Annotated in this window: 29 protein-coding genes; 14 read left to right on the top strand and 15 right to left on the bottom strand. The window is 43.4% G+C overall.

The window, feature by feature from the left end:
• On the top strand, positions 1-879 hold the full coding sequence (locus ACRD7P_RS07100) for a pirin family protein (protein WP_430906848.1): 879 nt from the start codon (positions 1-3) through the stop codon (positions 877-879).
• On the opposite strand, the gene ACRD7P_RS07095 is transcribed toward ACRD7P_RS07100, so the two are convergent.
• Complete coding sequence (locus ACRD7P_RS07095; protein WP_430906847.1) at positions 865-1,275, bottom strand: DUF2452 domain-containing protein; 411 nt, start codon at positions 1,273-1,275, stop codon at positions 865-867. The two genes, ACRD7P_RS07100 and ACRD7P_RS07095, sit on opposite strands and share 15 nt — an antisense overlap.
• 130 nt (positions 1,276-1,405) lie before the next feature.
• Between ACRD7P_RS07095 and ACRD7P_RS07090 the strand changes: the two genes are divergently transcribed.
• The 3 genes from ACRD7P_RS07090 to ACRD7P_RS07080 all read left to right on the top strand — a co-directional run bounded on the left by ACRD7P_RS07090 (position 1,406) and on the right by ACRD7P_RS07080 (position 4,212).
• Positions 1,406-1,831, top strand: a complete 426-nt coding sequence (locus tag ACRD7P_RS07090; RefSeq protein ID WP_430906846.1) for a 3D domain-containing protein — start codon at positions 1,406-1,408, stop codon at positions 1,829-1,831.
• Between the two features lie 264 nt (positions 1,832-2,095).
• Positions 2,096-2,752, top strand: a complete 657-nt coding sequence (locus ACRD7P_RS07085; protein ID WP_430906845.1) for a peptidoglycan recognition protein family protein — start codon at positions 2,096-2,098, stop codon at positions 2,750-2,752.
• Positions 2,749-4,212 (top strand): M14 family metallopeptidase, encoded by a 1,464-nt coding sequence (locus tag ACRD7P_RS07080; RefSeq protein ID WP_430906844.1) that lies wholly within the window; start codon positions 2,749-2,751, stop codon positions 4,210-4,212. The genes ACRD7P_RS07085 and ACRD7P_RS07080 overlap by 4 nt, the downstream gene beginning before the upstream one ends.
• A gap of 177 nt (positions 4,213-4,389) precedes the next feature.
• Here ACRD7P_RS07080 and ACRD7P_RS07075 read toward each other — a convergent pair whose 3' ends face one another.
• The 5 genes from ACRD7P_RS07075 to moaA all read right to left on the bottom strand — a co-directional run bounded on the left by ACRD7P_RS07075 (position 4,390) and on the right by moaA (position 9,326).
• The gene (locus ACRD7P_RS07075; RefSeq protein ID WP_430906843.1) at positions 4,390-4,557 is read right to left on the bottom strand and encodes a hypothetical protein; all 168 of its coding nucleotides are present in this window, start codon (positions 4,555-4,557) and stop codon (positions 4,390-4,392) included.
• Between the two features lie 184 nt (positions 4,558-4,741).
• Entirely contained in the window at positions 4,742-5,569 is an 828-nt protein-coding gene (locus ACRD7P_RS07070; protein WP_430906842.1) for an OmpA/MotB family protein, read from the bottom strand.
• Positions 5,570-5,743: 174 nt separating this feature from the next.
• On the bottom strand, positions 5,744-6,835 hold the full coding sequence (locus tag ACRD7P_RS07065; protein ID WP_430906841.1) for a vWA domain-containing protein: 1,092 nt from the start codon (positions 6,833-6,835) through the stop codon (positions 5,744-5,746).
• 288 nt (positions 6,836-7,123) lie between these two features.
• Complete coding sequence (locus ACRD7P_RS07060; RefSeq protein ID WP_430906840.1) at positions 7,124-8,341, bottom strand: molybdopterin molybdotransferase MoeA; 1,218 nt, start codon at positions 8,339-8,341, stop codon at positions 7,124-7,126.
• 1 nt (position 8,342) lies between these two features.
• Positions 8,343-9,326: a GTP 3',8-cyclase MoaA gene (gene moaA / locus ACRD7P_RS07055; protein WP_430906839.1), complete on the bottom strand. Its 984-nt coding sequence runs from the start codon at positions 9,324-9,326 to the stop codon at positions 8,343-8,345.
• Between the two features lie 88 nt (positions 9,327-9,414).
• Between moaA and ACRD7P_RS07050 the strand changes: the two genes are divergently transcribed.
• The gene (locus ACRD7P_RS07050) at positions 9,415-10,524 is read left to right on the top strand and encodes an XdhC family protein (RefSeq protein ID WP_430906838.1); all 1,110 of its coding nucleotides are present in this window, start codon (positions 9,415-9,417) and stop codon (positions 10,522-10,524) included.
• A 38-nt stretch (positions 10,525-10,562) separates the two neighbouring features.
• On the opposite strand, the gene ACRD7P_RS07045 is transcribed toward ACRD7P_RS07050, so the two are convergent.
• Together ACRD7P_RS07045 and ACRD7P_RS07040 are read right to left on the bottom strand one after the other, a co-directional pair.
• On the bottom strand, positions 10,563-11,030 hold the full coding sequence (locus ACRD7P_RS07045) for a GNAT family N-acetyltransferase (protein WP_430906837.1): 468 nt from the start codon (positions 11,028-11,030) through the stop codon (positions 10,563-10,565).
• A gap of 62 nt (positions 11,031-11,092) precedes the next feature.
• Positions 11,093-12,283, bottom strand: coding sequence for a cysteine desulfurase family protein (locus tag ACRD7P_RS07040; protein WP_430906836.1), 1,191 nt, complete (start codon positions 12,281-12,283; stop codon positions 11,093-11,095).
• Positions 12,284-12,551: 268 nt separating this feature from the next.
• Here ACRD7P_RS07040 and ACRD7P_RS07035 point away from each other — a divergent pair, with 268 nt between their 5' ends.
• Both ACRD7P_RS07035 and ACRD7P_RS07030 read left to right on the top strand, forming a co-directional pair.
• Entirely contained in the window at positions 12,552-13,169 is a 618-nt protein-coding gene (locus tag ACRD7P_RS07035; protein ID WP_430906835.1) for a nucleotidyltransferase family protein, read from the top strand.
• A gap of 96 nt (positions 13,170-13,265) precedes the next feature.
• Positions 13,266-14,300, top strand: a complete 1,035-nt coding sequence (locus ACRD7P_RS07030) for an amidohydrolase family protein (RefSeq protein WP_430906834.1) — start codon at positions 13,266-13,268, stop codon at positions 14,298-14,300.
• 29 nt (positions 14,301-14,329) lie between these two features.
• On the opposite strand, the gene ACRD7P_RS07025 is transcribed toward ACRD7P_RS07030, so the two are convergent.
• Together ACRD7P_RS07025 and ACRD7P_RS07020 are read right to left on the bottom strand one after the other, a co-directional pair.
• On the bottom strand, positions 14,330-14,515 hold the full coding sequence (locus ACRD7P_RS07025; RefSeq protein ID WP_430906833.1) for a hypothetical protein: 186 nt from the start codon (positions 14,513-14,515) through the stop codon (positions 14,330-14,332).
• A 260-nt stretch (positions 14,516-14,775) separates the two neighbouring features.
• Complete coding sequence (locus tag ACRD7P_RS07020; RefSeq protein ID WP_430906936.1) at positions 14,776-15,396, bottom strand: GntR family transcriptional regulator; 621 nt, start codon at positions 15,394-15,396, stop codon at positions 14,776-14,778.
• Between the two features lie 282 nt (positions 15,397-15,678).
• Between ACRD7P_RS07020 and ACRD7P_RS07015 the strand changes: the two genes are divergently transcribed.
• Positions 15,679-16,863: a T9SS type B sorting domain-containing protein gene (locus ACRD7P_RS07015; protein ID WP_430906832.1), complete on the top strand. Its 1,185-nt coding sequence runs from the start codon at positions 15,679-15,681 to the stop codon at positions 16,861-16,863.
• Here ACRD7P_RS07015 and ACRD7P_RS07010 read toward each other — a convergent pair.
• The gene (locus ACRD7P_RS07010; protein WP_430906831.1) at positions 16,853-17,044 is read right to left on the bottom strand and encodes a hypothetical protein; all 192 of its coding nucleotides are present in this window, start codon (positions 17,042-17,044) and stop codon (positions 16,853-16,855) included. The genes ACRD7P_RS07015 and ACRD7P_RS07010 overlap by 11 nt on opposite strands.
• 84 nt (positions 17,045-17,128) lie before the next feature.
• Here ACRD7P_RS07010 and ACRD7P_RS07005 point away from each other — a divergent pair, with 84 nt between their 5' ends.
• From ACRD7P_RS07005 to ACRD7P_RS06990, 4 genes are all read left to right on the top strand, one after another.
• Complete coding sequence (locus ACRD7P_RS07005; RefSeq protein WP_430906830.1) at positions 17,129-17,911, top strand: polyphosphate polymerase domain-containing protein; 783 nt, start codon at positions 17,129-17,131, stop codon at positions 17,909-17,911.
• Positions 17,899-18,501 (top strand): DUF4956 domain-containing protein, encoded by a 603-nt coding sequence (locus ACRD7P_RS07000; protein ID WP_430906829.1) that lies wholly within the window; start codon positions 17,899-17,901, stop codon positions 18,499-18,501. Before ACRD7P_RS07005 ends, ACRD7P_RS07000 begins: the two co-directional genes overlap by 13 nt.
• Positions 18,502-18,519: 18 nt before the next feature.
• Positions 18,520-19,194 carry a DUF2490 domain-containing protein gene (locus ACRD7P_RS06995; RefSeq protein ID WP_430906828.1) on the top strand — a complete coding sequence of 225 codons (675 nt, stop codon included), beginning with the start codon at positions 18,520-18,522 and terminating at the stop codon, positions 19,192-19,194.
• Between the two features lie 1,021 nt (positions 19,195-20,215).
• Complete coding sequence (locus ACRD7P_RS06990) at positions 20,216-21,121, top strand: EamA family transporter (protein ID WP_430906827.1); 906 nt, start codon at positions 20,216-20,218, stop codon at positions 21,119-21,121.
• 2 nt (positions 21,122-21,123) lie between these two features.
• On the opposite strand, the gene ACRD7P_RS06985 is transcribed toward ACRD7P_RS06990, so the two are convergent.
• Positions 21,124-21,351, bottom strand: coding sequence for a hypothetical protein (locus ACRD7P_RS06985; protein ID WP_430906826.1), 228 nt, complete (start codon positions 21,349-21,351; stop codon positions 21,124-21,126).
• 66 nt (positions 21,352-21,417) lie between these two features.
• Positions 21,418-21,915: a hypothetical protein gene (locus tag ACRD7P_RS06980; protein ID WP_430906825.1), complete on the bottom strand. Its 498-nt coding sequence runs from the start codon at positions 21,913-21,915 to the stop codon at positions 21,418-21,420.
• Positions 21,916-22,282: 367 nt separating this feature from the next.
• On the opposite strand from ACRD7P_RS06980, the gene ACRD7P_RS06975 reads away from it, so the two are divergent.
• Complete coding sequence (locus tag ACRD7P_RS06975) at positions 22,283-23,245, top strand: helix-turn-helix transcriptional regulator (RefSeq protein WP_430906824.1); 963 nt, start codon at positions 22,283-22,285, stop codon at positions 23,243-23,245.
• A gap of 346 nt (positions 23,246-23,591) precedes the next feature.
• Positions 23,592-24,047, top strand: coding sequence for a cold-shock protein (locus ACRD7P_RS06970; RefSeq protein WP_430906823.1), 456 nt, complete (start codon positions 23,592-23,594; stop codon positions 24,045-24,047).
• Between the two features lie 6 nt (positions 24,048-24,053).
• On the opposite strand, the gene ACRD7P_RS06965 is transcribed toward ACRD7P_RS06970, so the two are convergent.
• Both ACRD7P_RS06965 and ACRD7P_RS06960 read right to left on the bottom strand, forming a co-directional pair.
• A complete protein-coding gene (locus ACRD7P_RS06965) occupies positions 24,054-25,403 on the bottom strand; it encodes a sensor histidine kinase (RefSeq protein WP_430906822.1) in 1,350 nt (449 codons plus the stop codon).
• Positions 25,404-25,406: 3 nt separating this feature from the next.
• Positions 25,407-26,777: a sigma-54-dependent transcriptional regulator gene (locus ACRD7P_RS06960; RefSeq protein WP_430906821.1), complete on the bottom strand. Its 1,371-nt coding sequence runs from the start codon at positions 26,775-26,777 to the stop codon at positions 25,407-25,409.
• Positions 26,778-26,864 lie beyond the last annotated feature (87 nt).

Here is a 26,864-nt window from a genome sequence, read left to right as displayed (position 1 = left end):
ATGTCGAATACCGGTTTGATCATAGCGGAACGCAGCAGGGATATTGGTGATTTTTTGGTAGGGAGGCTGATTCCGTTCCGAAAAAAAAGAATGATTGGCCCCTTTATTTTTATCGACCATATGGGCCCCTCCGTGATTGGGCCGGAACGTTATTTGGATGTAGACCAGCATCCGCATATCGGATTGGCAACACTGACCTATCTATTGGAGGGCGAGGTGATGCATGCCGATAGTTTAGGTACGCTGCAAAGGATCGCTCCCGGTTCCGTCAACCTTATGGTCGCTGGCAAAGGGGTTTCCCATACCGAACGCACCCCAAAAGAGTTGCGCAACGGAAAAACAGGAACAGTGCATGGGTATCAGATATGGATCGCATTGCCAAAAGCAATGGAGGCCATGGAACCGGAATTTCATCATATTACCAAGGAGGAGCTGCCGTATTGGGAAGATGCTACGGCACGGTTTACGCTAGTTGCCGGCGAAGGTTTTGGCCGTACCGCACCGGTGCCCACATTTTCACCTTTGTTCATGGTTAAAATAGAAACCGGCGATACTTCATACGACTTGGACGTTAGCGGACAATTAAAGGGGGAAATCGGAATTTGTATCGTTAGCGGTGGAATAACGGCATGCGACACAACTATCGAGAAAGGGGCTATTCTAGTTTCCAAAGTAACGGATGTCTGCCGCATTTCCATTGCACCCCATACGTGTATTCTATTGTTCGGGGGAACTCCACTTCCAGAGAAAAGACATATCTATTGGAACTTTGTTGCTACGGACAACGCCATGATCGAAAAGGCAAAAGCGGAATGGGCATCAAAAACATTTCCGATGATGGCAGACGATACAAGTTATGTGCCCTTACCCGATCGGTAGTTTCTCCCACATTTTGTCCGGTCCCAAACGAAAACTGCCCAGAAAATCAAAATTACACTCCTGGGGGGAAAGAATGGACAAAAAAGTAGAAGCATCCTTTGCCCGGTATAGGTGGTATGTCTTTCCAGTTATGGGTTCAAAACTATATTTGGCGCTGTAGACAAGGTTATTGTATTCGAACTGCTCCATCATTTGCTCATATTGCATCTGAATATCCTCGAACTTTGCCTTAAATTCATTGTTGGCAGATATAATATTGGTATTTTTCCAAGTGGTAACATCAGGTGGCGTAATCTTTGGTGCCCCCACTCCGGTAGCGTAAGGTAAAAGGCTGCCATTATAACTTTGTGTTTCCTCGTCAAAAACAATAGCGTCCGGTTTTTTTTCTTTCTTCATAGAATACAAATTTACAAAAAGAACAGGAGTACCTTGTGCAACCCAGGGGGTATCTTTATCTTCAACAAGAGCAAAACATGGTGTTGAAAACGTAATGCGATCGCTCACGGAGAAGTTCAAACATAGGAAAGTGAAACGGATTGTCGTAATAGTGAGCATATCGTTATATCTCCTGTACGGATGTGCAGAACGGAAGGTCAAAGCTTGGAAGTACATCGACGTTAGGGTATCGGCATACAATTCTGTGCCGTCCCAAACGGACTCAAGGCCAAGCATCGCGGCTTGGGGCGATACGTTAAAACCGGGGATGCGCTGTATAGCCGTTTCCAAAGATTTGCTACAACTTGGTATCGATTACAACACCGCCATTAAAATAGAAGGACTGGACAGTTTGTATTGGGTAAAAGACAAAATGCATTCCAAATGGCGCAAAAGAATCGATATTTATATGGGAAAAGACATTAAAAAAGCAAAAGATTGGGGGGTACGGAAGTTACGGATATATTATGTGTCCAAAACGGACAGTTTGGCAAAAACAGTGGAAAGGCAACCTTAATACCATTTCTGATGTTACATTACGGAAATAAAAACAAGGGTTTTTTAGGTAGGCGAAAAAGAAAATCCAAGCATAACCGTAGCCATGGTTAGATTTTATTTTGAAGCATACACGGAAGAGAAAAATTTTTAATGGGTAATTTAATCAGAAATGGTATAAAGCACCAAAGCAACGCTATTTGAATACGTGATCGATCAACAAAGAAAAATGATAGTACGACTACGACCATGGTATAAGGTTTTTGCCCAAAAAAGGATTTGTGGAATGTTTTTAGTACTGTTGTTGTATGGCATGCAGTCCTGTTCCGTTTCTCGGGCCATAATCGACAAGCCCTTACTTTTTGACGAGGAACGTAAAACACTTTCTTTAAAATATTTAAGTGACCGATACGGAATTGAGCAACAGGAACCGGTTATTGTACCGAAAATGATCGTACTGCATTGGACGGTAATCCCTACTTTTCAAAAATCGTTCGAAACGTTTTATCCGGCCACCTTACCGGCGCGACCCGACATTAAAAGCGCAAGTGCCCTAAACGTTTCTTCCCAATTTATGGTCGATCGCGACGGAACCATTTATCGTTTATTGCCCGAAACCACGATGGCCCGCCATGTAATCGGTTTAAACCACTGTGCCATTGGGGTGGAGAACGTGGGCGGAGCTGAGGCACAACCATTGACCAAGGCGCAGTTGAAAGCAAATGTTTGGCTGGTAGACTACCTGGCAAAAAAGTATGCTATCGAATATGTTATCGGCCACTATGAATACACGAGCTTTGAAGGGCACCCGTTATGGTTGGAAAAAGATGATGCCTATCGAACAAAAAAAACGGATCCCGGAAAATCATTTATGCAACAGGTCCGCAAAAGGGTCGAACATCTTAATCTAAAACCGATACCCATTAAAACCGCTCACCAATGAAATTATATGTATTAGTAGTCGTGGCATGCACACATTTGTTATGCCGCGCACAGGAACAACCATTTACCGACGCTATTTATCAAACGTACGAAACGGTTAAAGAACCTAGTTTGGACAAGCGCCGCATAAAACATCGGCAATTGGCCCCCTTATTGAACCGGTATCGCAAAGACCCCCGTTTTACCGTAAAAACGGTAGGGCATTCCATAGAAGGAAGAAGTCTGGAGCTCATTAGTATTGGAAAAGGGGATACCGACGTTTTTTTATGGTCCCAAATGCATGGGGACGAACCTACCGCGACACAGGCTATTTTCGATATTCTCAACTTTTTGGGCAACGATGCGTTCCAAGCGGAGAAGGAGGCCATCTTGAAAAATCTAAAACTCCATTTTTTACCGATGTTGAATCCCGATGGAGCAGAACTATTCCAACGCAGAAACCGCCTGGGAATCGATATCAACAGAGATGCCTTACGTTTGCAATCGCCCGAAGGACGTACCCTTAAAAAGGTCAGGGATAGTCTTGAGGCCGATTTTGGTTTTAATCTTCACGACCAAAGCATTTACTACAATGCGGAACGTACGCCCAAACCGGCCACGATATCGTACTTGGCTCCGGCCTATAACTATGAAAAGGACGTAAACACGGTTCGTGGAAACGCGATGAAGGTCATCGTTTTTATGAACGATATTATTCAAAAATATGCTCCGGGCCAAGTTGGGCGCTATAACGACGATTTTGAACCCCGTGCTTTTGGGGACAATATCCAAAAATGGGGCACCAGTACTATTTTGATCGAATCGGGAGGGTATGCCAATGATATCGAGAAACAACAGATACGAAAATTGAACTACGTTTCCATTTTATCGGCCATTTTCACCATTGCCCAAGGTTCCTATGCCGATATTGGCTTGGAAGCCTATGAAAAGATACCGCAGAACGATCGAAAACTGTTCGATTTTAAGCTTAGCAACGCGGACTATAAACTATTAGGGAATACGTACCGAATGGATATCGGTATCAACCGTTTGGAGGTAAATAAAGAAGATTATGATTCGTTTTGGTACAGTAGCCGCGTATGGGACCAAGGGGATCTTTCCACCTACTACGGCTATGAAAGCCTGAATGCCGAGGGATATACCATAACCCCCGGAAAAATTGCTCCTAAAATGTATGCCGATCCATCAAAACTATCCGAACGGACGGTAATGGAGTTGTTAAAGGAAGGATATGCCTATGTACGTATTAAAAACATTCCGCTAAAACAACTTTCTTCCCCGTTTCCCATCCATATGATCTCAAACCAATACCAATTGCCCACATTCGATATTGCCGTGGGCAACAACCCTACTTTTTTTCTAGAAAAAGATGGTGATGTGGCCTATGCAATAATCAATGGTTTTCTTATCGATCTAGAGACGGGGCAGGGAAATTTTGGAAATGCGATGATCTACCGTTAAGACAAGGAAATCTGATGCGATGCGAACTTATACCAATTGCGATTATAGGCTTTAATAGCCCTCAAAATTGGCATTGCCCGGTCATCCGTTGCATGCATCCTTAAAAATAAAAAGGCACCGAGCCATAAAGACCGGTGCCATTTACTTTGGTTTGGTATGCTAGTTTCAGATCAAAAATCAATATCCGTAACGGATATTCATATCGGACCCCTGGGTAATCAAAATAAAAAATGAAACGGCTATTATTGCCAGGATAAAGGCGAACAACAATAGGGTAGTGGCCTTATACCACTTCGGCATGCCATTTAAAGCGCTGTTTTGAACAAATACATTTAGTACATCCATGATTTCTGCATTTTAAGCTCCCGTTTAGGGCGCGGTGAAACGTCATCATAGTCTTTTGGATGTAGGTCGTCAATTCAAGATCATATAGGGTTCTCAGAGATATAACAACCTAAAATGCAAATACCCTACCACAAACAAAAAAAGGAGGCCATAAAGCCTCCTTTTTAACTAAATTTTAATGCTTTTACAAGCTCTCGGCCTCCAATAGGGCGAAGAATTTATCCAAATTCGGGATGATTACGATTTTGGTACGACGGTTTGTGGCCCGGTTCTCTTTGGTGTCGTTATCTACTAAAGGAACATAGCTACTTCTACCAGCGGCAATCAGTTTCGCGGGATCTACATCGTATTTGTTCTGTAGTATACGAACAATGGATGTCGCCCTTTTTACACTAAGGTCCCAGTTGTCCTGGAACATTTCGGTACTGATGGTCCTGGAATCGGTGTGTCCTTCTACCATAACTTCCATGCTTGGCTCCGAATTGATGACCTCGGCAAGTTTTTCCAAAATGGTATTGGCCTTATTGCTGATTTTATAGCTGCCGCTATTGAATAACAATTTATCCGAGATGTTGATCATTACCACGGTTTTGTCGATATCCACGTTGATATCGTCTTCCTCATCGGCGATGGATTTTTTCAAATGGTAGGAAACCGCAAGGTTCATGGAATCTTGCAAGGTTTTCGCTTCCGCCAATTTAGATGGATTAACCTTGGCAAGTGTAGCGCGCATTTTCGCTTTTGTATTATTGCTCATCACGGCAACGTCGTCAACTGAAGTATACTGACTATCGTTCACTTCTTTTAAGGAGTTGATCTTATCGTTGTACTCGCTAACTCTTGCTTCTATTTTCGATACTTTTGCTTCCAAGTCTTCTTTTTCAACTTGCGTCTTGGTCAATACACTCTTTGTTTCCGCCAAATCGGTTTCCAAGGCTACATATTTCTTCTTTGAAACACATGAGGCCAAAAGTACGATGGACAATGAACCTGTAAAAATTGCTTTTCTCATTTTATAAACGTTAAATATGTTAGGGTTTTCTTGTTATACGTAAGGAATGTGGATTAGGATGTTTTTTTCTTCCAAAACATGTGAATAAACCCTAGATAAACTAGTTTTTTATGGGTATCGCAAAAAAAAGGATGCCTTTTGAGCATCCTTTGATCTAAATTTTTGACAGAAAACTTACTCGCAACCTCCGGTAAATCCGTTTGCGCTGAATTTTGTCTGGACCGCCCCTTGTCGGCTACCGGTGCTCACCTGTATGGCAAGGTTGTTTTCACCGCTGCCGTCCCGTTTTGGGCTGCAATATTCGAAAAGATAAAAGCTATTTGCCTGTTGTGACACCCTAAAGGAGATATCATTGAAGGTTTCCTCCAATTCCTCCTTGTTTCCCGCAAAAACACTAAAGGTCTTTCCCAAATCGGACAATACCTGGGTGTCGATCTCACTGCCGAGACCGATACTAAAAAAGGAAATATTTGGGTTGGCGTTATCCACTTTCTGCTGTGCGGCAGATTGTGTAAATCGAGATGCCTGGTCGGTACCATCGGTAAAGATGACTACGGAGGCTGCACCTATTTTCCCGCCTTGGGTGCTACTGGCCAACAATTCGGATGCAGTGTCCGTTGCTTTGATCACGGCCCCATAAAGATCTGTGGAAGGATCGTTGCTAATGTCCGTCGTAATTCCGGCTATGGCCCCGGTCAATGCTTCGCGATCCGAAGTAAGTTCGTTCAGTAAGTGCAATTCATCCTCTCCGTCGAACCAGTAAATGGCCATTTTAAAGGATTCATTTGCGTTTTCGGGCATCACATTGTTCACAAAACTTGTGGTGGCCGATTTCAGTTCTTCCAAACTGCTGCTCAGTACACTATTGCTCAAATCGAGTACCAGTAAGGTATTGGTGCTGAATATTTGGGAGTTCGGTGATATGCGGGCCTGTGACTCCGAAGTGGAAATGGTATTGAAACAATCGTCGTTTCGCCCCTGCTCATAAATGGTAAACTGCTCTGCGGTCAAACCCGGAACGGGATCGCCCTCGGTGTCGGATACCTTAAAAAAAATGGAGACCTTACCGGGGAGGGTCACAAATTGATCTTGTATGGACAACACCAGATCGTTCTCGGGAAAATTGAGACAATCGTCAACCGGTATCCCTTCGCCGAGGCCGTCGCCGGTGTTCAATGGAAAATTAACGTCATCCTCCGCATTTCCGCAGGAAACGGCTAAAAATAGCAGTAATAAAAAAGTACATCCCTTGATAAAAGATTTCATTCTCACTTGGTTTTACGTTCATCTTGCAGAACGGGACAAACGCATATAAAGTATTTGGGGTGGCTAAAAAAGTTTCCGTTTAACAAACACTTAACTTTTTAACAGGAAATCGTAAGCAAAAGGGTATCATACCATTTCTTGTGTTAAATTACGCAAATAAACACTAGGGATTTTTTGGGTAGGCGAAAAAGAAAATCCAAGCATAGCAGTAGCTATGGTTAGATTTTATTTTGAAGCATACACGGAAAAGAACAATTTTTAATGGGTAATTTAAGACAAGAAATGGTATTAGTATCCAAGGTTGCGGTAGGAAACAAAAGGGTAACGCTCTCCGGCGGCAAAAAGTTCTTTATCCCGAGGTAGGATCAGAAAACCATCGGTTCGCGTTAAATTGGTGAAATCGCCCGAACCATTTCCTTTGATTACTGTTGCCGTAAGGGTGCCATCTTTTAAACTACGGATTTTCGCCTCCGGAAAATAGGTGAGCTCCGGTGGAAAAATAACATCTTCCACCAATTTCACATACAACGTATCAGGGGTTATGCCCAGGGCGCGGTATAGCCAAAATCGGATGTAAATATTGGTACATACGAAAGTGGAGACGGGGTTTCCCGGTAGTGCGAAAACAAGGGTGCCATCCCCGTGTTTTCCAAACCAAAATGGTTTTCCAGGACGTTGTTTTACCTTATGAAAACACTCTTTAATGCCTATGGATCGGAATACTTCGGGCAGATAATCGAACTTTCCTTTGGACACCCCACCACTAAACACTAGGGTTTCGTAGCGTTCCAATAGTTCGGAAACGGTTTTTTGCATTGCATCTTTATCGTCCTTTAGGTGAAACACATCTGCCGATATGCCCCATTGCCTAAACATTGCCTGAAGGCCGTGTACATTTGATGACCGTATTTGGTGTGGTTCCGGTGTTGCGGAAACCGGAACAAGTTCGTCCCCAGTAGCACAAACGGCCACTTTTGGGAGTCGGTATACCTTCAGTTCCGTTTTTCCGATGGTGGCGGCAAGCATCACTTCGGCACCCGAAAGCTGCTTCTCTTTAGGGGTTATGGTGCTTCCCTTGGGAATATCGCCCCCTTGAATATGTACGTTCTGTTTTGCGCGCACCTTCTCACCGACAAATGTGGCAATGCCTTCTTTAATATGAATATCCTCGTAGCGAATTACCGTATCTACCCCTTTCGGTAAAATGGCCCCGGTCATTACTTCAACACACTTTTGGGGGTGAAGCAGGGTTTTTTGGGGCTCCCCGGCAGCGGCTACAGCTTCTATTTCGAATGATCGTTTCCCCTCATCATAACTGGTATAGGCAATTGCGATACCATCCATGGTAACCCGGTCGAATGGAGGGAAATCCCGGTCTGCGACCAAATCTTCCGCCAACCAATGCCCGACACATTCCGCCAAGGGCGTTTGAACAGTTTCAAACCGATCGGTATTTTTGGAAATGATTTCCAATGCCTCCTCATATGTAATGAAATGTCGTTCCATGTTATCCTCCGATACTACTCATACTCTTCATAGCCGTATTCGGTGCTTTTCGCATACGCTCCGCTTCAAATCCGTCTTTTGGTTTTAACCGAATTATTTCCTCGAATTTTTCGGTCAATTCCACATCCGACACACCGGAACGCATAAAATCACGAATGTTGAAAACGCCATCATCGTAGAGACAACTTTTAATTTCTCCTTTCGGCCCAATCCGCAACCGATTACAGGTGTTGCAAAATGTTCTTGAAAAAGCGGCTATTATTCCTATTTGACCCAAATGGCCGGGCAACGAAAATTCTGTGGACGTATCCCCATGTAATCCAGGAAGCGGTGTCAAGGTTCCAAAGTGGTTCTCCAAAGTTGTTCGGATCGCTTGCGCGGAAAACATTTTAACATTCTGTTTATACCCGCCGTTAAAAGGCATTTCTTCGATAAAGCGAACCGATACCGGGTAGCGTTCCGCCAACTTGGCCAAAGGAACGATATCCTGGGTATTGATTCCGGCCATGATGACGGCATTCAACTTCACCTGAAAATTATTTTCCAGCAGTAAATGAAAGCAACGCATCACTTTTTCGAAATCGTCTCGCCTGGTAATGGTTTTGAAGCGTTCGGGATCTAGGGTATCGATACTCAAATTAATTTTTGTGATTCCAAGATCCTTAAGTTTAGGAATGTGCTTTTCAAGAAGTGTTCCGTTGGAGGTGATATGTATGGATTGAAAATCGGTAGCATTCGCGGTGTTTTCCAATAACTGCATGAAGTCCTTTCGCAAAAAGGGCTCCCCTCCGGTAAACCGTACTTTTGAAAAACCGAGCGTGGACAAAACGTTCAGTAAGCGGGTAATTTCCTCGTAGCTCAGCAAATGGGGACGCGGTTCGTAAGGAATACCATTTTCAGGCATACAATAAAAGCATCTGAGGTTACAGCGATCGGTTACTGCGATCCGAACATAGTCGATGGTTCTATTATAGGCATCCTTCATAAGCTTTCCTAACAAAATAAATTTGAAGATAGCTATTTTTCGATATATTCGTCCCGTTCTTGACCAAAGAAATGCAACCGTTTTTATAATGAAGGAAATAAACGCCATACTGCAACTGTACCGGTCGCGTAAAATGCTGAACGAACATTGTGCAATTGCCCAGGTCGTCCACGTTGAGGAGTCGTCCTATAGACGTGAGGGGGCCCGTATGCTGGTTTTTGAATCCGGTGTTTTTGAAGGGGGCATTAGCGGCGGGTGTTTGGAAGGCGATGCCTTAAAACGTTCCCAAATGGCCATTTTAAGACAAAAGCCCTCATTGGTGCGATACGACACTTCAAAGGACAATGAAATCGGAGTAGGGTTAGGATGTAACGGTATTATCGATGTCCTTATACGTCCGATAACCGAAAATACCAGGACACTTGAACTTTTGGAACGCTGTACACAGGGGAGGAGCGTTCACTTATTGGCCACTGTAGTCGCCCTTAGCGGTACTATTCCCGGTATTAGCTTGGGATCGTGCTACTATGGGGATACCCTTAAGATGGAATTTGAGGACTGTTCCAATACCGAACTAAAGGCGTTTCTGGAACAATGTGCGATCGCGGTACGCTCCACAAAAAAATCCGGCATGCATACCTTTGAGAAAGATGGGGCCTCGGCCGGTATTTTCCTTGAATACATTCCGCCCCGATATCATTTAGCGGTATTTGGCGATAATTATGACCTGTATCCCATCCTTAAGGTCGCACAGGTTCTGGATTGGGAAATCAGTTTGGTCGGAAACCTTCAAAAACTAGATAAAAGTAGACTAGATGGGGTACACGGCCTCTTTGACAAAGAAGCCGCTTTACGGCCGGAAATTGACGCTCATACCGCCATTGTGCTCATGGCACATGATTATCGGACCGATTATGACAATTTAAAACGCTATTGGAACGGTAATGCAGCATATATCGGTTGTTTAGGACCTCGAAAACGTTTTGACCGTATACTCCACGACTTAAAGCAAAGCGGTATCCTTATTGATGAGCGACAAGAAAAGCGAATATTTGCTCCTTGCGGATTGGAAATCGGTGCCAACACGCCGGAAGAAATCGCGCTAAGCCTCTTTGGGGAAATACTTAGTGTCTTTAATGGAAAAAAGGGAGGAATGCTGCGCGAAAAGGAGGGGCCAATTCATACACGAAACTATTGATACTCTTTATCGGGTACGGCTGCAGACCCTAATATCGATTATTCCTCAGGTTCCAATTGCATGATAGGGAGGGTACGTCCTGGGATACTGCTTGGTAGCTGGCCTATGACCTTAAAGCCATATTTTGCGTAAAATGCTTGGGCATGCGGGTCTGCATCCAAAAGTATTTTGGTGGCCACCGTTCCCTTAACCCGTTTTAAGAAATCATTCAAGAGCAACCCTCCGTATCCGTGCCCTATGTACCGAGGCGCTACAAAAAGAAAGTTTAGTTTTACCGCTCCCGTTTTCAGATGCTCATAAGCATAGAAGCCGACCAGGTCTACGTCTAGCTGTAGTTTATAAACAGCGTTCTGCCTGATATAATCCGAAGAAATCGACAGCTCATCCCGCCAAATGGCGATTTGGGGTGTACCATAATTCCAGTGATTTTTGGATGCTAGGGTCAACGCCGCTAACGCTTCCGCATCAATGGGTTGTGCACGACGTATTTGTATGGTACCGTTCATTTTTCAATAGCTCCATGCAAGAAATATACTATTTGGTTTATTATTGGTGTACCCCGTTCCCATTACGTTTGTTCCGTTTTGGAATACCGTTGTTCCCAAAGTATATTATCCGCTCTTTGGCGTTCGACTGCTGTTGTTATGATGTCAAGCGTTTGCTTTACCTCTTCGGAAGTGGTGCTCAATCCTAAACTACATCGAATCGATGCCATGGCCAAACCTGAAGGTATTCCCATACTGGAAAGTACGTGAGAAGGTGCAACGGACGTTGCTTTGCATGCCGAACCGTTGGATACCGCGACCTTTAGTCCTAAGGCGGTCAACAATTTTGACCCGTCCACAAACGGAAAAGAAACATTTAGGGTATTGGGTAGTCGATGTGTACCGGTGCTGTTGGATATGGCCTGGTCGATTTGCAACAGCCCTTCCTCTAAAAAGTCCCGCAATGCCGAAATTCGCTTGGTTTCCCTCTCCAGGTTTTCTTGGGCCAAAAAAATGGCCTTGGCCATACCGATAATCAAAGGGGTATTTAAAGTGCCGCCCCGTTGTCCATTTTGCTGTCCACCGCCATGGATAAAGCCCGGCAGGGCCTTCCCGTTTTCGTTCGGCTTGCGGTATACCCAACCGATCCCTTTTGGGCCGTAGACCTTATGTGCGGAAAAACAGGCAAAATCGGAATGCTCGAATACGGACGTTAAGGACACTTTACCCAATGCTTGGGTCGCATCGGAAAAGAGCAGACTGTTATTCGCATGCACGAGCTCCCCAATTTTCGACAAGGGCTGCAGCATTCCCGTCTCATTGTTCGCATAAAGTATGGAAACCAAAAGGGTGTCACTTCGCAAAGCGGCCTCTAATTCGGTCAACGACACCAAGCCTTGCGAATCTACGGGCAGGTAGGTAATATCAAAACCCTTTTCCTCCAAATAACCACAACAGTCCAAAACGGCTTTATGCGCGTTCGAGGTCACGATCATGTGCCTTTTTTTTCCATTTGTTTCAAATGCAAGTCCTTTCAACACCATGTTTATTCCTTCCGTTGCACCGGAGGTATAAATGATGTCGTTATCCTGTATGTGCAGTGTATTGGCAATAGTGGTAGTGGCCTCTTCAATGGCATCTTTTGCCATCCAACCATGGGCATGGTCGCTGGAAGGGTTCCCAAAATCATGTTCAAAATAAGGCAACATCGCCTCCACAACTTCCTTTCTGCAAGGAGTTGTCGCATTGTAATCCATATAGATAACAGGTCTCACAGCACTCGAAATGTTTGGGTCGTTACAACTTTCAATGGTTGTAGAAAGATAACACTTTTAAGGCTTTTTCACAGGATATTTTATTGCGCTGTTTCTACCAGCAACCCAGCTAGTGCATTCCTGGTTGACGGTATAGTGGCACTTTTATGCATTTGGTCTAAAAGCTGTTGTCGCTTTCAAAAGTTAATGATATTTCACATTGATTATCTGAATCTTCGTTGCCCGTTATATACTATAGGTTTTCTAGGGAAACATTACTTTTACGGCAATGGAACCTTTTCCACCCCAATACGGACTGTTATTGCTTGCGGCAGGTGCATCCAAAAGAATGGGACGCCCCAAACAGCTATTGCCTTGGGGAAACGGAACGTTATTGTCCCACGCGGTTTTCCAGGCGGAAAAGACGGATGTTCAAAATAGGGTCGTAGTTCTCGGGGCCCACGCAAGTACCATTCAAGCACATTTGGGAAAGCTGCCCGATATGTTCGTCGTGAATCCGGAATGGGAAAAAGGGATGGGAAGTTCCATTGCTTTTGGTATTGCCCATCTGCTACGCAAAGAGCCAACGCTACAAGGTATTTTGATCATGTTGGCGGACCAACCTTTATTGGATTTTCATTTTTTGAAACAACTTCGATATACTTTTGAATCCCGCCAAGAGAGCATTATCGCCACCAAGTATCTTCATGGGGCCGGAGTACCGGCATTTTTTGGAAAAAAATATTTTGCAGCGCTACGCCAACTGCAAAGCGACTTTGGTGCAAGGGACATCATTCGGAACAACGCGGACGACCTATACGTAATGGACCCCAAAGGAAAAGCGTTGGATATCGATACCCTGGAAACCTACCAAAAGCTGTATGCGGACTTCGGTTTATCGGAATAAGCCTTGTTTTTATTCCTATCTTGCTTACAACCGTAGCTGTCCAACATGAAGAAATGCTTGTTTTACTGTTTTTACTTTTGCTTTGTTCCTTTTTTAATGGCTCAAGAAATGTCTTTTGAGGAGTATGATCCAAAATCTACCTTGGTCGTACCAGGGGCCGAAATTCCTCGTGCCAAATTTCCCTTTGTCGATGTACACAGTCACCAACGCGACATGTCTCCCGAGGCATTGGAACGTATGCTATCGGATATGGATGCCTTAAATGAAGGCATTATGGTAAACTTGAGTGGTGGGTCGGGAAAAGCACTTCAAAAAAAGACCGCGAACATCGCCAAGACCCATCCCAACCGGTTCGTGGTTTTTGCCAATGTCAATTTTGATGGGGTAGGGGAAGCGGATTGGGGCACAAAGGCCGCCGATCAACTTGAGCAAGATGTGAAAAATGGTGCAAAAGGGTTAAAAGTATTCAAAAGTCTCGGATTACGATATAAAGATATCTCCGGAAACCGCCTAGCTATCGACGACCCACGACTAGATCCGGTATGGGCCAAATGTGCGGCCTTGGGGATTCCGGTGTTGATCCATGCTGCGGATCCCAGGTCATTTTGGGAACCCATGGACAATGCAAATGAGCGTTGGCTGGAACTTAAGACCCATCCCCGAAGAAAACGATCCGACACCGATCCCGCTCCTTGGCAGCAGCTTATCGATGAACAACATAGGCTGTTCAAAAAGCATAAGAACACCAAATTCATAAATGCACATATGGGCTGGTATGCCAATGATTTGACTAAACTGGGAGAATTGTTGGATGCTATGCCGAACATGTCCGTGGGCATTGCCGCGGTTATCGCCGAACTGGGAAGACAGCCAAAAACCGCCCGTGCTTTTTTTATAAAATACCAAGATAGGATCCTCTTTGGAAAGGATAGCTGGAGACCTAAAGAATTTCCAACCTATTTCAGGGTTTTGGAAAGTGATGACGAATATTTCCCGTACTACAAGAAATACCATGCCTTTTGGGCCATGTACGGCCTAAATCTTCCGGACGAGGTGCTGAAAAAAGTATATTACAAAAATGCGCTACAGCTCATACCCGGATTGGACAAAAGCCTGTTTCCGGAAGAATAACAGGCATAAGGTGTGGTATTAGTAAACCTTTATCCTTTATCGCCCTCTGATTTATCGGATGCCTTATTATCTGCTGCTTCATAGTCTTGAAAAATTCCGCAAGAGTTTTGCTTTTTGATCAATGAAAGGTTCTTTTGCTTACTTTTTTTGGCAAAAGCTGCTATTTGTGGCGAGAGGTATCCCATTATGATGTATGCATTGTTGTCGTTTGTCAATCTTATACCATTTTAACTTTGAAATAGCACTAATAAATCGTTTCTTTTTCAGCTGTTCTTCGTTAAAAAATATAACCGTAGCTAGGGCTATGCTTAGATTTTTTGCCTCGAACAACTAAAAGATAATTCAATTTCTATACGCGCGATTTCAAAGTTAAAATGGTATTAAAACAACATAACGCCATCTAAAAACAAAAGTTGTATGCTATACCAGAAAATGGCCGCGCTGTAGAGATGGTCCTATAAGCTTGCGACCGGCATTAAAGTACAACTAATTGTTTTGCAATATAATCCTGTACAAGGTACCAGTTCATTTTTAGTACCAGTGCCGCCGAGGGTACGTTATCGTCCTCAATCGCGGAAATGATGGCTTCATGTTGGTTGTCGGAATTGTAATAAAAAGATTCGTCCGACATAAAGGCCTTTTCATATAAAAATACCCGTGTTTTTAAATCGCCAAGAATCTGTTGCGCTACGGTATTCTTGTAATTTTTGGTCAACAATCGATGGAACTCCATATAGGCATTGATCCGGTCCAAGGGATGCACCGATTCTTGTATCAGGCGTTGCTGCGTTCGTAAATTGGCTATCGCATCGGCATCAAATTCGGACTGCTCCAGTGCTAAAACCTCCAATTGGGCGACCAGTTCGTAAAGATTTTTGGCCTCGTCGTGACTCAGTTCCTTCATAAAAAAACCGCGATTGGGAATGGCTTCTATCACATGGGATTGTTGCAGTTGGGTCAACGCCTCACGAACCGGGGTAACACTTACCTTTAAAGTACGTGCGAGGGCGGCCAAGTTTACCGATTCTCCCGCATTCAATTTACCTTCCCGCATCTGGGTCAGTAAATATTCTCGCACTTGGTCTCGCACTATCATCCTGTTCATCATAATGTAAAAGTACAAAATCGTATACGATTTATAGCGGATGGGAGGTTTTTATGCCCAAGAAACAATTTTCTTTGCCCTGTCCGTACTCCCTAACTGCCCCTTTCGAACTGAAGAAAGGCTACAGTGTTCAGATTTTCATATATTGTACATCATGCAGGTCGGATTAATATAAATGGAAGTTGTACTTCCAATCGTTGTGGACCTGTTGTTTTTTATGCTATGAAAAACGGTTTTACATCTTATTTTGGCATGATACTTAAATGCCTTTGTGTGTTTCTTTTTTGTCCCGTACAGGCGCAAATTGGCAACTGTAACGGTTTGGTGACCCCAATGGACGGTGCCACCGGTGTTTCTACGGATACCCATTTTTCTTGGAACGCCGTGGATGGTGCTACCGGATACGTATTGAACGTGGGCACTGCCTCGGGTGGAATCGATATTGTAGAAAATGAGCAGTTGGGAACGGTAACTTCGTATAATCCTACGGTAAGCCTACCTTCCGGATCTGAAATTTTTGTTTCGGTGGTTCCTTTTCGAAATAGGGAATTGATCAATACCTGTATCGAAATTAGCTTCCGTACCTCCGGCTTGGCCGTACCGCAATGTACCATGGTCATCGATCCCGTACCCGGAAACCAGTTGGTACCGGTAAACGCTAACATTACCTGGATCGGCAGTCTTAGTGCCACAGGCTATTATGTTACTATCCGGGAGGGCGATGCCGACGGTTTGTTGGTTTGGGACCGGGAGAACGTGGGAAACACGACCAATGCTAAACCTCCGCGGTTTAAGCCCCAAACACGCTATTTTATCACGGTAATCCCTTATAATTCGGAAGGAGCCGCTATCAACTGCCGTTCTATTTCCTTTACCACTGGCGACAGTGCTTCGGAAACTTCCTGTGCAAACCTGACCATCCCCACAGCAGCGCAAAAGAACGTTTCCGTTACGACGGCTTTGGAATGGGAAAGTATTCCCAATGTGGATGGATATTTTATTTCTGCAGGTATCGTTTCTGGGGGCCGTGATCTCGTGGATAATTTTGATACCGGTTCGGAAAACAACTATCGCTTTGATCGCCCGTTGCCCTATGGGACCACTATCTATATTCAGATTTCTACCTACGCTGGAACAATTATTTCCGACCAATGCCCACCAATATCCTTTACTACGGAAATACCCTCTACGGACCCTTTTATTGCAGCTATTCCGAGATTTTTCACCCCTAACAATGATGGTTTTCGAGATTTTTGGTCCGTGGATTCTATGGAAAACTTTACAGTAACCAATGTGTTTGTTTACGACCGATATGGCAAGTTGTTGGTGCAACTGGCCCCAGGCCAAAAATGGGATGGTGAGGCCCTGGGGAGCGCATTGCCGCCGGACTCCTATTGGTACACCATCAACCTCTCCGAAAGTGCCGATATTAGTGGATATTTTTTACTTAAACGGTAGCGGTGCCTCTAGTAAAGGAAGCAGCCGGCCCGTCCGTTGTCCGCTCGAATAGCATTGTTTGATTCCCGTAGGTTTTATATCCCGATGTGTGCATCGAAATGGTATTAAAGCCTTGTGGGCTTGCCCCGAGGTAGTTCACTAAATCGCTAAAAATGATGTCATACCATTTTAACTTCAACATGGTATTCGCGCATGATTATTCATAGGTTGGAACCGGACTCTTAAATTAATAAGTAGCTTTGTGTTATGTCAACACTAACCATCCATGTCCATTAACGCACAGTATTTGAAAAATCTGCAGCAGTCATTGGACCCGTTCCGGCCGATTTCGCTCGATGCTATTTCCGATGCTTCCCTGATGGATAGGGTGGATACCAAGTTTATACTCCATCAACAAAAAATCACAAGCATACTTAGTGCCGCACAATCGTCTTATCATGTTTTGGAGATTTCCGATGCCCGCGTGATGACCTATAAAAACCAGTATTTTGATACTGAAGCTTTTGACTGTTACACCGATCATCATAATGGAAAAGGACATCGTTTTAAAGTTAGGATCCGGGAATATAGCGCGTCCAATAAACGCTACTTGGAGGTTAAAATAAAGGAAAACACGGGACGGACGAAAAAAAAGCGCAAGCAAATCGATGCATTTACCGCCTTGAACACTTTAGAAGGCCAAGCTTTCGTTCGGAGAAACTGCTCGTTAAAAAGTAGTATCTCACCCGTACTTCAAAACGATTTTAAGCGGATTACCCTGATTGCCCCGGACCTGTCGGAACGTGTGACGATCGATATCGGACTAACATTTCAAAACGGGCACGGCCGGTACCAACCTGAGAATTTGGCCATTATCGAAATAAAACAAGGAACGTTCAACAGAATGGGAAATTTTTTCCAGATACTAAAGCACCATGGAATACTTCCCTATCGCGTGAGCAAGTACTGCATCGGTATGGCGCAGTTAAATCCGTCGCTAAAGCAAAATATTTTTAAGGAAAAACGATTACGTATCAATAAAGTCACCGCAGCACAATGGAGTTTTTAGAAATCCCTCTTTACGACAACGACCTTTTAAAAATGATGTTCCGGTTTGGCATCAACATCACTTTTTTAACGATTATCGTCCGTTATCTGTATTATCCCGCAACCAAAAGAAAGGACTACCTGTTCACCTATTATCTGATCAGTATTATTGTTTTCTTTTTGTGTTTCACGCTAAAAAAGTATGAATTGGATATGGGCATGGCCCTAGGCCTTTTTGCCATTTTTGGTATCATCCGCTATCGAACCGATACCATTGCTATAAAGGAAATGACCTATCTGTTCGTAGTAATCGGGATTTCCGTAATCAATTCATTGGCCAATAAAAAGTTGAGCTATGCCGAAATCGTTCTCGGAAACTTTTTGGTCGTTGGGGCCATCGCCATTATCGAACGATGGTGGAACCTTAAACATGAGGTCAGCAAAGAAATCGTTTATGAAAAAATAGCGAACATCAGACCGGAAAACGAAGCAGAACTGAAGGCCGACCTGGAAAGCAGGACCGGAATCGAAATCAATCGGATACGTATCGGGGATATCGATTTTTTAAAGGACACTGCCGTGCTTACGATTTATTACTTCGCCAAAAAATAGAAAGCCCCTGAGGTTATTATGCACAAAAGAATTATCTGTCTCTTTTTCGTTTTCATAGCGCTATGCGCCACTGTGCTTACCGCTCAAACTAACGATTTTCTAACATGGTCATCGGTCGGCCTGGACTATAAAGCCGGCAAACATTGGGATTTTGAGCTAGAAACACAGTTTCGTCTAAAGGACAACAGCACAACGGTCGATGAGTATTTTGCCCAGTTCCAGACAAATCGGAAGCTGTATAAGGGGCTAAAATTGGGCTTTGCTGCACGCTATATTAGGGAGAATGATGATCAAGGAAATATACAAGGTTACGAAAACCACTTCCGATACCATATCGATTTACGCTACCGTGCCAAGGCAAATCGGTTCCGATTCAAATATCGGGTGCGCTATCAGCGTAAAAATGAGCTAGGGGTTTCGGACGAAGCCCGACAATTCATCCGGTTTAAAAGTGCTTTGGAATATCAGATCAAGGATTGGAAACTAGATCCGGAATTTGCAGCGGAGTGGTTCAACAGAATAGCGGACGACCGTGGTCGGGCCAACCAATATCGACTGACGTTCGGTACCGATTACAAGTTGAAAAATGCCGGCAAACTAGGTATTTTTCTGCGTTTCCAAAGCGATTTGGAAGCGGTCGATCGTGAAAGGGACTATATTCTCGGCGTCAAGTATCGTTATACGATCAAATAGCGAAACCGTATTTGTCCGAGGATAACAATTGTTCAAATGCATTTGGTATGAAAAGCAATCCCTAACCATTTGTTTTGAGCGCTACCTTACCAATAATTATTTCTCAATACCTAGCAGCGCCGTTATGGGTCAGCAAGGCAGGTTTGCCCAACGGATGGTTTCGGTAGAGAACGGTTTGCTTATTCGTTTTATCAAATCGTCACTCAAGTTTTGTAGTTTAGGGATACTATTTTGGTTCGTCTTCATGATGTTTATTTTTAGGATTATAGTCGGTTTATCTGTTGAATTTACGGTACTGTGCCCATTGTACTCTTTTACTCCCACTTAAAATGGAAAAGTAGTGTCCTGTTTTTGATTCTGTTGCTGTTTTGATGATTGAAGCTTTCATCTGTTTATATTTATTGTTTTTTAATAGTCAGATGTAATTCGCCAATAGTCATTTCGGTTGGTATCAAGAATTGTTATGGCTCATTTCATAATTTTAGGTTTTTGATGATTACTGGTGTAAACTTAAAAAGGAAGTCCGGCCCGCAAAAAATGAACCTACCCAACTGTAAGTTTTGGATACCCAACTGTTGGAATGCCGATCCATTTTTCAATTTGTAGTTAGTATTTGGTAATGAGTATTGAGTATTGATGGGTTATATGCGTAACGTACAGCCAACCGAAACTACGGCTCTTTGGAAATCTCAAAACGCTGGAACTTTTGGGAAAGTCATATATTAAATACTAACGATGGTTAACGATCAACCAATTCTTGTTACAGTAGCTGTGGGCAGTAAGCACTTTTATAATTGATAAAAAGGAGCTCCTGCAACTGCCGACCGCGCCTTGGGACTGCCATACCATTTCCGTGATGCCTTTAAAGAATATTTATTTGTATAAAGTTCCTTATTCCTTTTACCATGATAGCAGCTATTTTTGCCGACTTGATTCCTTTATGGAAAAAAGCGTTGGAATAAATGGCATTTGCGTTACTATTTCAATTGCTTGTGGTATTATTGACCTTTAAAAAACGAGTATGTCCATATCCCGAAATACGCTATTGGTCGTATCGGCTTTTTTTGCGATTTACGTTATTTGGGGTTCAACCTATCTGTTGAACAAAATAGCGGTTTCCGAACTTCCACCTTTTATGTTGGCGGGTATCCGATTTACCGTTGCGGGGGTGCTGATCGGTCTGATATGTACCTTTTCGGGGATTTCACTTCGTATTACGGCAAAACAGCTTAAAAATACGGTGATTGCGGGTTTTTTGTTTCTTGCCTTTGGGAACGGGGTAGTGGTGTGGGCGTTAAAATATGTAGATAGTGGCTTTGCCGCCCTCGAAATTTCCGCACAGCCTTTGGTAGTCCTATTGTTGATGTGGGTTTTGGAAGGAAAAAAAATCAAAGCAATGTCGATTGTCGGTATCGTCCTAGGTTTTGTGGGCATCTATCTCCTGATTGCACAAAAACAGGTGGTTTCCCAAGAGAATTCGCTACTTGGTATGGCCATGATCTTTGTCTGTATGGTCAGTTGGGGCTATGGAAGCCTGTTCGTAGGCAAAGCCGACCTACCCAAAAACTACTTTGTCAATACTGGTTATCAAATGTTCATGGGAGGCATACTTTTGATACTTGCCAGCTTGGTCCTAAACGAGCCCTGGTCGTCCCCGGAGGAATGGAGCGGTCCCGTATTGACTTCCATGTTACTGCTGGTGGTATTCGGTAGTATTATCGCGTTCACCTCTTTCAATTACCTGCTTCGTAAGGTCTCGCCCGAAAAAGTGGCCACATCGACCTATGTAAATCCGATTATTGCGCTTTTCTTGGGTTGGTATTTTTTGGACGAAAACATTACCCGGCAATCCATGGTCGCAGCAGTAGTATTGCTCACGGGAGTTTACTTCATCAACGCTTCAAAAAAACGTAACGTCCATAAATAGGCTTATTCCAGTGCTTGACATTCATGATTACAATAGCGTAAGAGGTTTATCACTTCGTTTTCCAAACATACTTGGCTCTCCACACGCAGGATTCTGTCACAATCTTCCAAATCGAAATTCCACCTTCCATTTGTTGCAATAAGTCTGTTCAACAACGGGCGTATCCTTTTGATGTCCTGCTTTTTGTTTACGGAGGTTTTAAATACCGAAACGGTTTTCATATAATTCATTTTAACACTGGTTTTTATATACTAGTTTCCTATTGAACGGACCTTATTTCAGCCACCAAAACGGTATTATGGCAAAGGAGGGGAAACCTCCATCGCGTTCAAATAGGTATTTCCATAACCGGACAATGCGGTTTCCTGTTTTAAAAAGTACCATAACGCATCATCCAGGGATGCAAAAAGCTGATGTTGCAATCGAATATTGCCGTTACCGGCGTTGGTATCGATTTCGGCAGCATAATATTCGATCTGTACCGTACTATGGTCCCAAAGCCCCAATAGCGTATTCTTGCTCCGGTATTTTTGTCTATTGACGTTTAAGGTATCATCGATACCTGTGGCAAGCTGACGTATTCCCGGACCGGAGATGAACGCTTGCTCCAAGGCCATATCCCCAAAAGATGGAATTTTTCCGATAGTATAGGCAAACAACTGTTTTTCTGGAAAAGCGGCAATGTGTTTTCTGGTATGGCGCCGTTGCTGCAGCCAATACTCCATCAGTGTCTTAAAAACGTTTTTGGTCTTACGGCATTTTAATTCTGTAATGGGTTTGAACATATAGAGCATGACCGATAGTTTAAAAGTTTGGCACAAAGTTAAATCCAGGTAGTGACAACCTTTTGTCAGCATGAAAACGGAATTGTTCGAAATGAGGGAAAATATCCAAAATCCATAACCGGGTCGACCCCGCAAACCACCTTTATTTATAGTTATACCATTCATTAGTGCTATTATAAAGTTAAAATGGTATTACTCCCTTTGAAACTATCTATTTGGGCAAAAAGGAATTAAAATTGATCGATTTAGGATGCTACTGACATAGGGTTGTCAGGAACAAACCGTATTTTAGGTTTACAAAACCGCTAACGGAATATCAATTTCCTAATGTACCTTACCCTTACTTTTCAAACAAACGACGCAATAGTTCCTTTTTATGAGTGTTGATACCACAAAACGATTTGACCGCATTATCGCCATCTTAATTCAACTGCAAGCGTCAAAAAAGATTACGGCAAAAGTTTTGGCGGAACGGTTCCAGGTGAGTTTGCGGACCATATACAGGGATATTCGCACCCTTGAAAGCTGTGGGGTACCGGTAGTGGGCGAGGCGGGCCTGGGGTATTCCATTATGGAAGGCTATCGATTGCCACCGGTAATGTTCACCAAAGAAGAGGCCATTAGTTTTTTAGCTGCCCAAAAATTAATGCAAAAATTTACGGATAAGTCCTTGGGGGAACATTACGCCACTGCCATGCTCAAGATCAAAGCGATCCTCAGGGGTAAAGAAAAAGATTGGCTGGCCATTTTGGACACCCAAGTTATTATTACCTCCGTAAAACCTTTGTTCCATGAAGGGAGTCCGGATGCCTTGGAAGTACTTTTTGAAAGTATCGCCGAAGGAAAACAGGTTTTTATGAAATATCGCTCCCTGAGAACGGACATACCAACGGAACGAATGATCGAACCTGTTGGCATTTACCATGAAAACAACAATTGGTACGTTTTGGGATTCTGTCATTCCCGATTGGATTATCGTCAGTTTAGAACCGATCGTATGCTACTTGTAAAACGCTCCCAAAAGCGATTTTCCCGAACCCACGGATCATTGGAGGCCTACAGAAACCAACAGCACCTGCGACATACGACCAGGGTACGTATTTTGGTCGATCGTAAAATTGCACCTCATATTGCCGAGGGGAAATTTCGGTACGGCTTTGAATCCGAAAAGGCCAAAGGAAACCATGTGGAAATGACCTTCCAATCTCCCGATATCGAAAATGCATTTCCCCGCTGGTACATGATGTTCGGTGATTATGCCGAAATTCTGGAACCTGCTCAATTACGGCATCGTGTACTTGAACTTTCCCGGAACATTCACGATAAGTTGTCGCAATGACCCGTCACTTTTTTATGGGCTTTCAGGATAATCGGTCTACATAGGTCTTTAGGGAAGGTAATTAACGGCCATCACTATGGGCCGGTTTTTTACTTCAATTGCCAAAGAGGAACTTAAAAAAACAACGGACACCATACATCGTCCAAAAAAAGCGCCGTGCTCCGATATAAAATTTTAAAAATGGAACGGAAAGCTTATCTTCGTAGTAGAATTGAAGTACTGGGCATGTTCGCGCTTTACGACCGACTTGGTTCACTTTACGGAAATCTTGATTTCCATGTTTGTTTTCCTCAACTACATTCCGTATTTTCTTTTCTAAATAACTTAAAAATAAACAGAACAGCACATGGCCAAATCACAACAGACCTATAATAAAACGGAGAAGGAAAAACAGCGCCGTAAAAAAAGGGAAGAAAAACAAAAACGTAAAGAAGCCCGAAAGGCAGAGGCAAAGGAAAAAGGAGGAGGAATTCAGTTTGCTTATGTAGACCATAACGGTAATTTAACGGATACCCCACCGGATCCTTCCGAAAAAATAGCGATCGAGGCGGAAGATATTGTTTTGGGAATTCCAAAAAAGGAAGAGACCGACGAAGATAAATTCAATCCGATCAGAAATGGAAAAGTTTCGTTCTTTGATCACTCCAAAGGTTTTGGTTTTATTATCGATTCGGAAAACAATGAAAAATACTTCACCCATGTCAGTGGTCTTATCGACGAGATTACCGAAAACGATATGGTGAGCTTTGAATTGGAAAAAGGTGCCCGTGGCATGAACGCCGTTCGGGTCAAGAAAATCTGATAGCGCCTAAAAAAGCATGGTGAAAGCGGTTCCGCTTTCCGGGGTGGAGTGTACCTTCATTCCCCCTCCGTGCAAATGCATAATTTGTTTTGATAAGCTCAACCCTATTCCGGTTCCCGAGTCCTTAGTGGTGAAAAACGGAACGAATATCTCATCGATCAGGTCGGCAGGTATTCCGGGACCATTGTCCCAGACCGTTAAGTACTTTTGGCCCTTACCGGTCTCTCCCGCTTGAATCCGCACTTTTCCATTTTCCTGACCCTTTAATGACTGTAACGCATTTTTTACCAAATTGATCAGGTTTTGGGTAATCTGTTTTTCGTCGATAAAAAGTGAGAGGCCTTCCGGTTTTACTTCCACTGCTATTTCGTTCATTTCTTGAACATTATCCGGGGTCATCAACAATTTCACTTTATCCAATAAATCCATTACCGGAACCAGTTTTTTGTCCGGTTTTGGGACGCTAAGGAAACTACGGTACGACTGTACGAAATCCATAAGGTTTCCGCCCTGTTCCTTGATCACTTCTAATCCTTTTGCGGTATTTACAATATGGTCCTGCCTAACATCCGAAAGGGCGACCGGTTCGTTTTTGTTCTTAAAGTACTTTAAAATCGATTCCGAAATAGAGGTAATGGGCGTAATGGTGTTCATTATTTCATGGGTCAACACCCGAATAAGCCGTACCCAGGAATCGGTTTCCTTTTCGTCCAGCTCCTTATGAATGTCCTGTACCGTTACGAGCAATAGCGCCTCACCGTCAACATTAATAGCGGTCGCTTTCAGCGCGAGCTGGGAGTTTTCCCTTTCGTTCGAAAGTTGAAATACTTTCCCGTCAAAGGGTTCAAGATCGGCGAACAGGGCATACAATTTTGTATCGATCTGATTGAACTGTTTTACGTGGTTCAAGGGATGATAATTCAAAAGCTTTTCCACCGTACCATTGGCGAACAAGATATGTCCTTTGGAATTGATGGTCAGGATTCCGATGGCGGCCTGGCGTATGATTTCCTGATAGTAGTGTTCTTGGGCCTGCTTTTTCAAGTGGATGTCTTGAATCATTCCGTTGAGCATGTTCAGACTATGATTTAACTCTTCTAACGATTTTACACTCAATTTTTCCGGAAAACGAAGGGTAAAATCCTCGTTCTTTATGGCATCAAAAAAATAGGCGATCTTCCTATTGGTCTGATTGATATATTGGATGAGTACATAGGTTTGGATACCCAAAAGGAACAGAAGAAAACCGCTCAACAGGTACCGTTCCTTAAAATAGAAGGATGCCGTCAACAAAGCGGTGAGCGAAATAACGACGATACGTATGATCAACTGTATGTAAATGTTACGACTTACCATAATTTAGATTGCGGATCCCGACTTTTTCAATTTGTTATAGAGGGTTTGCCTTGAAATACCCAGTTGTTCTGCAGCTGCGCTGTGATTGCCGTTGTGTTGGTCCAAAGCTTCCATGATCATCAACAATTCCATTGCTTCCAAAGTAACGGGACCTGTTCCTTTTTTCGCGGATACCGCGTTGTTTAAGGGAAAGTCCGTAGGTTTTAATACATTACCCTCCGAAAGTATGACCGCGCGTTCCACAGTATGTAGCAATTCCCTGATATTTCCGGGCCAACCATAGGTTTTTAATTTTTCTTGAGCAGCTTGGTTTATTTTCAACCCCTGTTTTCCATATTTTGAGGTAAACTTGTTCAAATAATGGTCGGCCAGCAATATGATATCTTCGTTACGTTCACGCAAGGGGGGAACTTCCACGCGTATAGTGTTGATACGGTAGAGCAGATCTTCCCGAAAAAGACCATCGGCGACCATTTGATCCAAGTTTACATTGGTGGCGCATATCAATCGGATATCGACGGAAATGGGTTTGTTCGAACCTACCCTGACTATGGTTTTATGCTGTATGGCCGATAATAGCTTGGCTTGGGTCTGTAGGGATAGGTTCCCGATCTCATCCAAAAACAAGGTGCCGCCATTGGCCGCCTCAAATTTACCTGCACGATCTTCCTTGGCATCGGTAAAGGCCCCCTTCATATGACCGAAAAGTTCACTTTCGAAGAGGTTTTCGGAAATGGACCCCATATCTACGGATATGAATACCTCGTTCATACGCAAGGACTGTCCATGAAGCGCTCTTGCAATGAGTTCCTTCCCGGTACCGTTTTCCCCGGTAACCAATACGTTGACATCCGTTTTGGCAACCTTGGAAACCAAGTGCAAGACCCCTTTTAAACTTTTGGAGTTTCCGATAATCGTACTGCCCTGCTGGTTGATCACCTGTTTTAAATGGCTTTCCTTACGCTTTAACTGATCTACCTCTTTCTTCGATTTTCGAAGTTCATAGGCCGATTTTACCGTGGCCAATAGCTTATCGTTGTTCCATGGTTTTAAAACAAAATCGGCCGCCCCTTCCTTGAGCGCCTCTACGGCCAAGTCAACCGCACCATAGGCGGTCATCATTATCACCGAAACCAAGGGTACCTTTTTCTTTATTTCGCGAAGCCAATAAAGCCCTTCGTTCCCGGTATTTACACCGGCGGAGAAGTTCATGTCCAACAAAATGATATCACAATCCTTTAAACCAGGGTAGGAGCTTATTTGGTTGGGGTTGGATAAGGTACCAACTTCCTTATATTCGAATTGTAATAGAATTTCAAGGGCACTGAGCACACTCTTGTTATCATCGATAACCAAAATTTTGGCATTTACCATTTGTATTGTCTCATTTAATGGTTAAAACTACGATTTGTATCCAATTAAAAATATCAATTGTCCAATATTTTGACAGTATTTGTAAAA

The organism is Maribacter sp. 2-571 (assembly GCF_050589625.1).
GTDB lineage: Bacteria > Bacteroidota > Bacteroidia > Flavobacteriales > Flavobacteriaceae > Pelagihabitans.
This window is presented reverse-complemented; position numbering and strand designations above follow the sequence as displayed.

Bases quoted from the DNA above. Each gene is read 5' to 3' on its own strand.
- ACRD7P_RS07045 (WP_430906837.1), bottom strand. From the start codon at position 11,030: ATGAACGGTACCATACAAATACGTCGTGCACAACCCATTGATGCGGAA.
- ACRD7P_RS06975 (WP_430906824.1), top strand. From the start codon at position 22,283: ATGAGTGTTGATACCACAAAACGATTTGACCGCATTATCGCCATCTTA.
- ACRD7P_RS07070 (WP_430906842.1), bottom strand. From the start codon at position 5,569: ATGAGAAAAGCAATTTTTACAGGTTCATTGTCCATCGTACTTTTGGCC.
- ACRD7P_RS06965 (WP_430906822.1), bottom strand. From the start codon at position 25,403: ATGGTAAGTCGTAACATTTACATACAGTTGATCATACGTATCGTCGTT.
- ACRD7P_RS07095 (WP_430906847.1), bottom strand. From the start codon at position 1,275: ATGAAGAAAGAAAAAAAACCGGACGCTATTGTTTTTGACGAGGAAACA.
- ACRD7P_RS07005 (WP_430906830.1), top strand. From the start codon at position 17,129: ATGTCCATTAACGCACAGTATTTGAAAAATCTGCAGCAGTCATTGGAC.
- ACRD7P_RS06990 (WP_430906827.1), top strand. From the start codon at position 20,216: ATGTCCATATCCCGAAATACGCTATTGGTCGTATCGGCTTTTTTTGCG.
- ACRD7P_RS06980 (WP_430906825.1), bottom strand. From the start codon at position 21,915: ATGCTCTATATGTTCAAACCCATTACAGAATTAAAATGCCGTAAGACC.
- ACRD7P_RS07035 (WP_430906835.1), top strand. From the start codon at position 12,552: ATGGAACCTTTTCCACCCCAATACGGACTGTTATTGCTTGCGGCAGGT.
- ACRD7P_RS07010 (WP_430906831.1), bottom strand. From the start codon at position 17,044: ATGTTGAAGTTAAAATGGTATGACATCATTTTTAGCGATTTAGTGAAC.
- ACRD7P_RS07080 (WP_430906844.1), top strand. From the start codon at position 2,749: ATGAAATTATATGTATTAGTAGTCGTGGCATGCACACATTTGTTATGC.
- ACRD7P_RS06970 (WP_430906823.1), top strand. From the start codon at position 23,592: ATGGCCAAATCACAACAGACCTATAATAAAACGGAGAAGGAAAAACAG.
- ACRD7P_RS06985 (WP_430906826.1), bottom strand. From the start codon at position 21,351: ATGAATTATATGAAAACCGTTTCGGTATTTAAAACCTCCGTAAACAAA.
- ACRD7P_RS06995 (WP_430906828.1), top strand. From the start codon at position 18,520: ATGCACAAAAGAATTATCTGTCTCTTTTTCGTTTTCATAGCGCTATGC.
- ACRD7P_RS06960 (WP_430906821.1), bottom strand. From the start codon at position 26,777: ATGGTAAATGCCAAAATTTTGGTTATCGATGATAACAAGAGTGTGCTC.
- ACRD7P_RS07100 (WP_430906848.1), top strand. From the start codon at position 1: ATGTCGAATACCGGTTTGATCATAGCGGAACGCAGCAGGGATATTGGT.
- ACRD7P_RS07065 (WP_430906841.1), bottom strand. From the start codon at position 6,835: ATGAAATCTTTTATCAAGGGATGTACTTTTTTATTACTGCTATTTTTA.
- ACRD7P_RS07075 (WP_430906843.1), bottom strand. From the start codon at position 4,557: ATGGATGTACTAAATGTATTTGTTCAAAACAGCGCTTTAAATGGCATG.
- moaA (WP_430906839.1), bottom strand. From the start codon at position 9,326: ATGAAGGATGCCTATAATAGAACCATCGACTATGTTCGGATCGCAGTA.
- ACRD7P_RS07030 (WP_430906834.1), top strand. From the start codon at position 13,266: ATGGCTCAAGAAATGTCTTTTGAGGAGTATGATCCAAAATCTACCTTG.
- ACRD7P_RS07000 (WP_430906829.1), top strand. From the start codon at position 17,899: ATGGAGTTTTTAGAAATCCCTCTTTACGACAACGACCTTTTAAAAATG.
- ACRD7P_RS07060 (WP_430906840.1), bottom strand. From the start codon at position 8,341: ATGGAACGACATTTCATTACATATGAGGAGGCATTGGAAATCATTTCC.
- ACRD7P_RS07085 (WP_430906845.1), top strand. From the start codon at position 2,096: ATGTTTTTAGTACTGTTGTTGTATGGCATGCAGTCCTGTTCCGTTTCT.
- ACRD7P_RS07050 (WP_430906838.1), top strand. From the start codon at position 9,415: ATGAAGGAAATAAACGCCATACTGCAACTGTACCGGTCGCGTAAAATG.
- ACRD7P_RS07020 (WP_430906936.1), bottom strand. From the start codon at position 15,396: ATGATAGTGCGAGACCAAGTGCGAGAATATTTACTGACCCAGATGCGG.